The 6,267-nt window shown below is 63.7% G+C and carries 5 protein-coding genes; 1 reads left to right on the forward strand and 4 read right to left on the reverse strand.

The features are described from left to right. Positions 1-86 precede the first annotated feature (86 nt). A complete protein-coding gene (locus tag PSTU_RS0109405) occupies positions 87-1,409 on the reverse strand; it encodes an aspartate aminotransferase family protein (RefSeq protein WP_019340783.1) in 1,323 nt (440 codons plus the stop codon). A gap of 203 nt (positions 1,410-1,612) precedes the next feature. On the opposite strand from PSTU_RS0109405, the gene PSTU_RS0109410 reads away from it, so the two are divergent. Beyond that, positions 1,613-3,106 carry an aldehyde dehydrogenase gene (locus PSTU_RS0109410; RefSeq protein ID WP_019340784.1) on the forward strand — a complete coding sequence of 498 codons (1,494 nt, stop codon included), beginning with the start codon at positions 1,613-1,615 and terminating at the stop codon, positions 3,104-3,106. Positions 3,107-3,205: 99 nt separating this feature from the next. Here PSTU_RS0109410 and PSTU_RS0109415 read toward each other — a convergent pair whose 3' ends face one another. From PSTU_RS0109415 to PSTU_RS0109425, 3 genes are all read right to left on the reverse strand, one after another. After that, positions 3,206-4,609, reverse strand: coding sequence for a glycosyltransferase family 2 protein (locus tag PSTU_RS0109415; RefSeq protein WP_019340785.1), 1,404 nt, complete (start codon positions 4,607-4,609; stop codon positions 3,206-3,208). Then, a complete protein-coding gene (locus PSTU_RS0109420) occupies positions 4,606-5,721 on the reverse strand; it encodes a HEAT repeat domain-containing protein (protein WP_019340786.1) in 1,116 nt (371 codons plus the stop codon). The genes PSTU_RS0109415 and PSTU_RS0109420 overlap by 4 nt, the downstream gene beginning before the upstream one ends. Continuing rightward, positions 5,711-6,267 (reverse strand): YaiO family outer membrane beta-barrel protein (locus PSTU_RS0109425; RefSeq protein ID WP_019340787.1); only part of this gene is annotated, 557 nt, incomplete at its 5' end. The genes PSTU_RS0109425 and PSTU_RS0109420, both read right to left, overlap by 11 nt.

Raw genomic sequence — 6,267 nt, forward strand, 5'->3', positions numbered from 1 at the left:
CTTTGCTACGCATACCAAGAATGGCTGTGTCCCAGGTGTTCCACAAAGCACAGCATGAACGCTTCAGTGCCGCGATACCCGACGCGCTATAACGCAACCTTGCGGATAGCATCAGCGAGGCGCTCGATCATCGCGTCGATATGCTCACGCTCGACGATCAGCGCCGGTGACAAGGCAATGGTGTCGCCGCTGGCGCGCGCCAGCAGGCCATCCTCGAAGCACTGACGGAACACTTCGTAGCCACGTTTGCCGACGCCGTCCGCATGGGGTGCGAACTGGATGCCAGCAACCAGCCCAGCCGTACGGATATCCGTCACGTTCGGCAGCCCCTGCAGGCTGAACAGGGCGTCCTGCCAGTAGCTTTCGAGCTCGACGGCTTTCTGGAACAGGTTCTCTCGCTGGTAGATTTCCTGGGTTGCCAGGGCGGCGGCACAGGCGACCGGGTGGCCGGAATAGGTGTAGCCGTGAAAGAACTCGATGGTGCTTTCCGGGCCCTGCATGAAGGCCTCGTGAATCTTCTCGTCAACCAGCACCGCGCCCATGGGTATCGCGCCGTTGGTCAGGCCCTTGGCGCAGGTGAGAATGTCCGGCGTCACGCCCCAGCGCTGTGCGGCGAAAGCCTCGCCGACCCGACCGAAGCCGGTGATCACTTCATCGAATATCAGCAGGATGCCGTGCTTGCGGGTGATCTCGCGCAAGCGCTGCAGATAACCCTGCGGCGGCAGGATCACCCCAGCGGAGCCGGACATTGGCTCGACGATCACGGCGGCGATATTTTCTGCACCATGCAAGGTGACCAGTCGTTCCAGCTCGTCGGCCCTTTCCACCCCATGCTCGGGCAGCCCACGGCTGAACGCGTTGCGCTGCAGATCGAGCGTATGCGGCAGATGATCGACGCCCGGCAACAGCGCGCCAAAGGCCCTGCGATTGTTGGTCATGCCGCCGACCGAGATGCCGCCAAAGCCGACGCCGTGATAGGCCAGTTCGCGGCCGATCAGACGGGTGCGACTGCCTTGGCCGATCGCGCGTTGATAGGCCAGGGCGATCTTCAGTGCGGTGTCTGCCGATTCCGATCCTGAGTTGGTGAAGAACACCCGGTTCAGTCCGGCCGGGCTGATCTGCGCGAGCCGCTCGGCCAGTTCGAAGGGCAGCGGGTGGCCCATCTGGAAAGTCGGTGCGAAGTCCAGCTGGGCGATCTGCCGGCTCACCGCCTCGGTAATCTCGCGGCGGCCGTGGCCGGCGTTGCAGCACCAGAGCCCGGCGGTGCCGTCGATCACCTGACGGCCATCGGTGTCTGTGTAGTACATGCCCTCGGCGCGCTCCAGCAGGCGCGGGCTGCCCTTGAACTGACGGTTGGCAGTGAAGGGCATCCAGAAATGTTCGGCAGATGTGGCGGGATCATGGGCCATGACGTGCTCCGGCAGGACGACGGGTTCGACGGCTATGCTGTAGCGCGACATCACCCGAGCGCCCAGCGGTTTCGGCGAGTCTATGTTTAATAAAACGAACAAAACAAGGCTGGAAAAGGCTGTCGCGTAAAAAATATTGATAGGCCCGGTGCCGCTGGTTTAGGGTGCCTTTCTGATTATTGGACAGATATCGAGGACGCCCCATGACCACCCTGACACTTGCCGATTGGCAACAGCGTGCCCGCGACCTGCGCATCGAAGGCCGGGCCTTCATCCAGGGCGAATACACTGCGCCCAGCGCCGGCGCCAGCTTCGACTGCATCAGCCCGGTCGACGGGCGGGTGCTGGCTCAGGTGGCGAGCTGTGACGAGGCCGATGCCGATCGCGCCGTGATCAGTGCGCGCATGGCGTTCGAATCCGGCGTCTGGTCGCGCATGGCCCCGGCCAAGCGCAAGGCCACGATGATTCGCTTCGCCAACCTGATTCAGGCCAATGCCGAAGAACTCGCGTTGCTTGAAACCCTGGACATGGGCAAGCCGATCGGCGATTCGTTGAACGTAGACATGCCGGGCTCGGCCAATGCACTGCGCTGGTCTGGTGAGGCGATCGATAAGATTTACGACGAAGTGGCGGCCACGCCCCATGATCAACTGGGCCTGGTCACGCGCGAACCCGTGGGGGTCGTGGCGGCTATTGTGCCGTGGAATTTCCCGCTGATGATGGCTTGCTGGAAGCTCGGACCGGCGCTGGCAACGGGCAATTCGGTCATCCTCAAGCCATCCGAAAAATCTCCGCTCACCGCCATTCGTGTCGCGCAGCTGGCGATTGAGGCGGGCATTCCGGCGGGCGTTTTGAACGTGCTCCCAGGCTACGGCCACACCGTGGGTAAGGCGCTGGCGCTGCATATGGATGTGGATACTCTGGTGTTTACTGGCTCAACCCGGGTCGCCAAGCAACTGATGATCTACGCCGGCGAGTCGAACATGAAGCGCGTCTGGCTGGAGGCCGGCGGCAAGAGTCCGAACATCGTCTTCGCTGACGCCCCGGATCTGGCGGCTGCGGCGAAATCGGCTGCGAGCGCCATCGCCTTCAACCAGGGCGAGGTTTGCACCGCTGGCTCGCGGCTGTTGGTCGAAAGCTCGGTCAAGGAGCGCTTCCTGCCGATGGTGGTCGAGGCGCTTAAAGGCTGGAAACCCGGCAATCCGCTGGACCCGGCCACCAACGTCGGCGCACTGGTCGATACTCAGCAGCTCGATACCGTACTTGGCTACATCGAGGCCGGTCGCAACGACGGTGCCAAGGTGCTGATCGGCGGCCAGCGGACGATGCAGGACACGGGCGGGCTCTATGTCGAGCCGACGATCTTCGACGGCGTCAGCAACGCGATGAAGATCGCCCGTGAGGAGATCTTCGGCCCGGTGTTGTCGGTGATCACCTTCGATACTGCTGCCGAGGCGGTGAGCATCGCCAACGACACGCCGTACGGTCTCGCTGCTGCGGTCTGGACGGCAGACCTGTCCAAGGCGCACCTGACGGCCAAGGCGCTGCGGGCGGGTAGCGTCTGGATCAACCAGTACGACGGCGGCGATATGACAGCGCCATTTGGTGGCTTCAAGCAGTCCGGTAACGGCCGGGACAAGTCGCTGCATGCCTTCGACAAGTACACCGAACTGAAGGCCACTTGGATCAAGCTGTAAGGACATCCCTAAGGTGGATGGCGCTTTTTACATCCACCTTGTTCGCAGCAAGGGGTGGATCGACAACGCGTGATCCATCCTTCGGTTTTCAGCGTTCAGCTAGCTTTGCCCCCACTGCCCGCTACGACGCATGGCGCCCCATTGATGCTTGCGCCTTGAAAACCATTGCCAGAGTCCACGGCAGCGCCAGAGGGTGTTCAGCTGGCGGTAACCGAAATTCTCCAGCACGGCCATGAGAAACAGCCGCAGCATGTCGCGGCGCCGGTCGTAGACGCGAAATGACATGGTTTCCAGCAGCAGGCCGTTGACCGAGAGCAGGATGCCCATGCCGATCGCCACCAGCAGGAACACGGTCAGCGCGGTGTAGGACACGACGCCGAGCGCGAACCCGCCGATCATGAAGCCGTACCCCACCAGCTCGATTAATGGTCCGATCCATTCGAATAACGCCATGAACGGCCAGGCCAGCCAACCCGGTGTGCCACCGCGCAGGCTGAAGGCGAGGCGGGCGTGACGGCCCAGGCTCTCTGCCAGCCCGCGCTGCCAGCGGCTGCGCTGACGGCCGAGGGTGCCGAGGTCTTCCGGGCATTCGGTCCAGCAGATCGGGTCGGGCAAGTAGCGGATGCGGTAGGGGATGCGCTTTTCCCGGTGATAGCGGTGCAGCCGCACCACCAGCTCCATATCCTCGCCAACCGTGTCGGTGCGGTAGCCGCCGACAGCCATCACTCGCTCGCGGTCGAACAGCCCGAAGGCGCCGGAGATGATCAGCACGGCATTCATCGGCGACCAGCCCAGGCGGCCAAAGAGGAAGGCGCGCAAATATTCGACGATCTGAAAGCGTGCCAGCCAATTACGCGGCAGCCCGGCGCGGATGAGAAAACCGCCACGCACTTCTGAGCCGTTGGCGATACGCACTGTACCGCCGGCCGCAACGGTGCGTTCGTCTTCGAGAAAGGGCTGGACGACGCGCAACAAGCTGTCGCGCTGCAGAATCGAATCGGCATCCACCCCGCAGAACAAGCCGTGCCGGGCGGCGTTGATGCCGGCATTCAGCGCATCGGCCTTGCCGCCATTGGCTTTGTCGATGACGCGCAGATTGGCGTAGCGCCGTGAGCGGTAGATCGCCTGCACCGGCTGATGGGCGACGGCCTGACGCAGCGGCTCGGGATGCGGGACCAGTTCGAACTCCTCGATCAGCACTGCGAGGGTGCTGTCTTTCGAGCCGTCGTTGATCACCACCACTTCGAATTCGGGGTACTGCAGTTGCAGCATCGAGCGCACCGAGGTACGGATGGTCGCTTCTTCATTGAACGCGGGCATCAGCACCGAGACTGGCGGTTCTACGCCTAGATAGGGTGCGATCTCGCCGGTTTCGGCACGCTGGCGGATATAGTCCATCAGGCTGACCATCGACAGCACGTTGAGCAGCAGATACATGCCGTTGAGCAGCAGGAAATAAACGATGAAGCCCAGTTGCAGCCACCACAGCCAATCGACCGTCATCGCCTGACCTCCGCCATGGCGCGACGCAGGGCGTCTTGCCCGTAGCGATCATGCACTTGCCGGAGCAGCGTCTGCAGCCGTTCCGCGGTGGCGCCCGGTAGGGTCGCCAGACTGTCTGCGGCGGCCTGGCGGACCCACCAGCTAGGGTCGCCGAGTAGCGGCATGAACAGCTCGCTGTCGTCACCGCTGGCTTGTTTATGCAGGGCTTGCAGGGCAGCCAGCCGCACATCGGTGTGGCTGTGTTGCAGGGCATGCAGCAGACGGCCGCGGTCACGCGGGTCGCCCAGCTCGCAGAGGCAACGCAGCGCAACCTGCAACTGCTCGGGAGCCGCTTCCTCTTCGAGCCGTGCGCGTGCCCAGGGCGCGGCGTGACGGGGATCGCCATGCACGAGCAAAGGCACCAGTCGCTCGCGGCGCGGATCTTCGGAGCCGGTGAGGGTGACCAGCAATGGCAAGGTCACCGCCTGCTCACCGGCCTGCTGACAGAGACTCGCCAGGCGCGGCAAGGCCCAGTCGGGGCGGGTCACGGCGGTCGGCAAGATCAGCTGCATGGCGCGGGCCGCGTCCATCGCAATCAACGTCTGTGCGGCGGCCAGTGAAACGGTCACGTTACGGTTGATCAGCAATGGCTGTACGGCTTGCCAATGGGCGGGGTCGGCCAGATGACGCAGGCAGGTCAGGCCGATCAGTTTGCCGCGGACCCGACCGCGCAGCAGCGCCAGGGCCTGTTGGTCCATGCCCTGCGCGATCAGCGCTTGGTTCATCCGCTCACGTGCTGCGCCACGCAGTTGCAGTTGGGTGCGGTTCCATTGCAGGAGAAACCACAGTTGCTGTCCGCGTGGCAGTGCAGGAGCCGGTTCTGGCAGCTCGTCACCCAGGCTGCACAGGGCAAAGAAGGGTCGCCACTGGTCGTTGAAGGTTCGCCGCCGTGCTGAGCGCCGGCGAGCGACCTCACCGAGCAACATGACCTGGAACATTACCAACAGCGTCAGCGCGCCCAGGCTCAGCGCACAATTAAGTGCCAGCTGCAGCATGCCGTCTTCGGGCCAGATGGCCAGCCAGGCTTTGCGCGGCACCTCGCACAGCCAGACCGGGCAGGACTCAAAAAGCATGTCGCAGGCCGAGCTGCAGCCAGCGCCGCGTGTAATAGTCGCCCTGGCGATGCTGGCCGACTTCCCAGGTCAGTGCCCAGCGGCTGTCCAGCCAATGGCGGCCCTGCAGGCTGAGCGCACGTACGTCGCTGGTGATCAGCTGCTGTTCCTCGACCGCTTCTTCTTCACCGATGGTCAGGCGCAGGCCGGCATAGTTGAGACCTGCATAGTAGTAGTCCAGCGCCAGATCATGGCCGACCGGCGTTCCGGCATTGGCGACGTCGGTGATGTTCAATGTGTAGCCCGCCCGCCATGAGTCCCAGTAGCGTTCGGCGCTGAGGGCCAGCCGCTCGACGCGGGTGGTTTCGTATTCGGTGCGGCGCACGCTGACAGCACCGAGGAAGCCCGCCCGCAGTTGTCGTTGCAGGCGTAGATCGGCATGCCATTCGGGCAGGAAATAGGGCGAAGGCTGATAGCCGACCTCGGGTTGTAGCGTCCAGTTGTCGTCCAGCGCGATCACCGCACCCGCCTCGACGCCCTGGTCCCATTCGCCAAAGCGCTGCTCGC

The sequence above is a fragment of the Stutzerimonas stutzeri SDM-LAC genome (assembly GCF_000235745.1).
GTDB classification, from domain to species: Bacteria; Pseudomonadota; Gammaproteobacteria; order Pseudomonadales; family Pseudomonadaceae; genus Stutzerimonas; species Stutzerimonas stutzeri_H.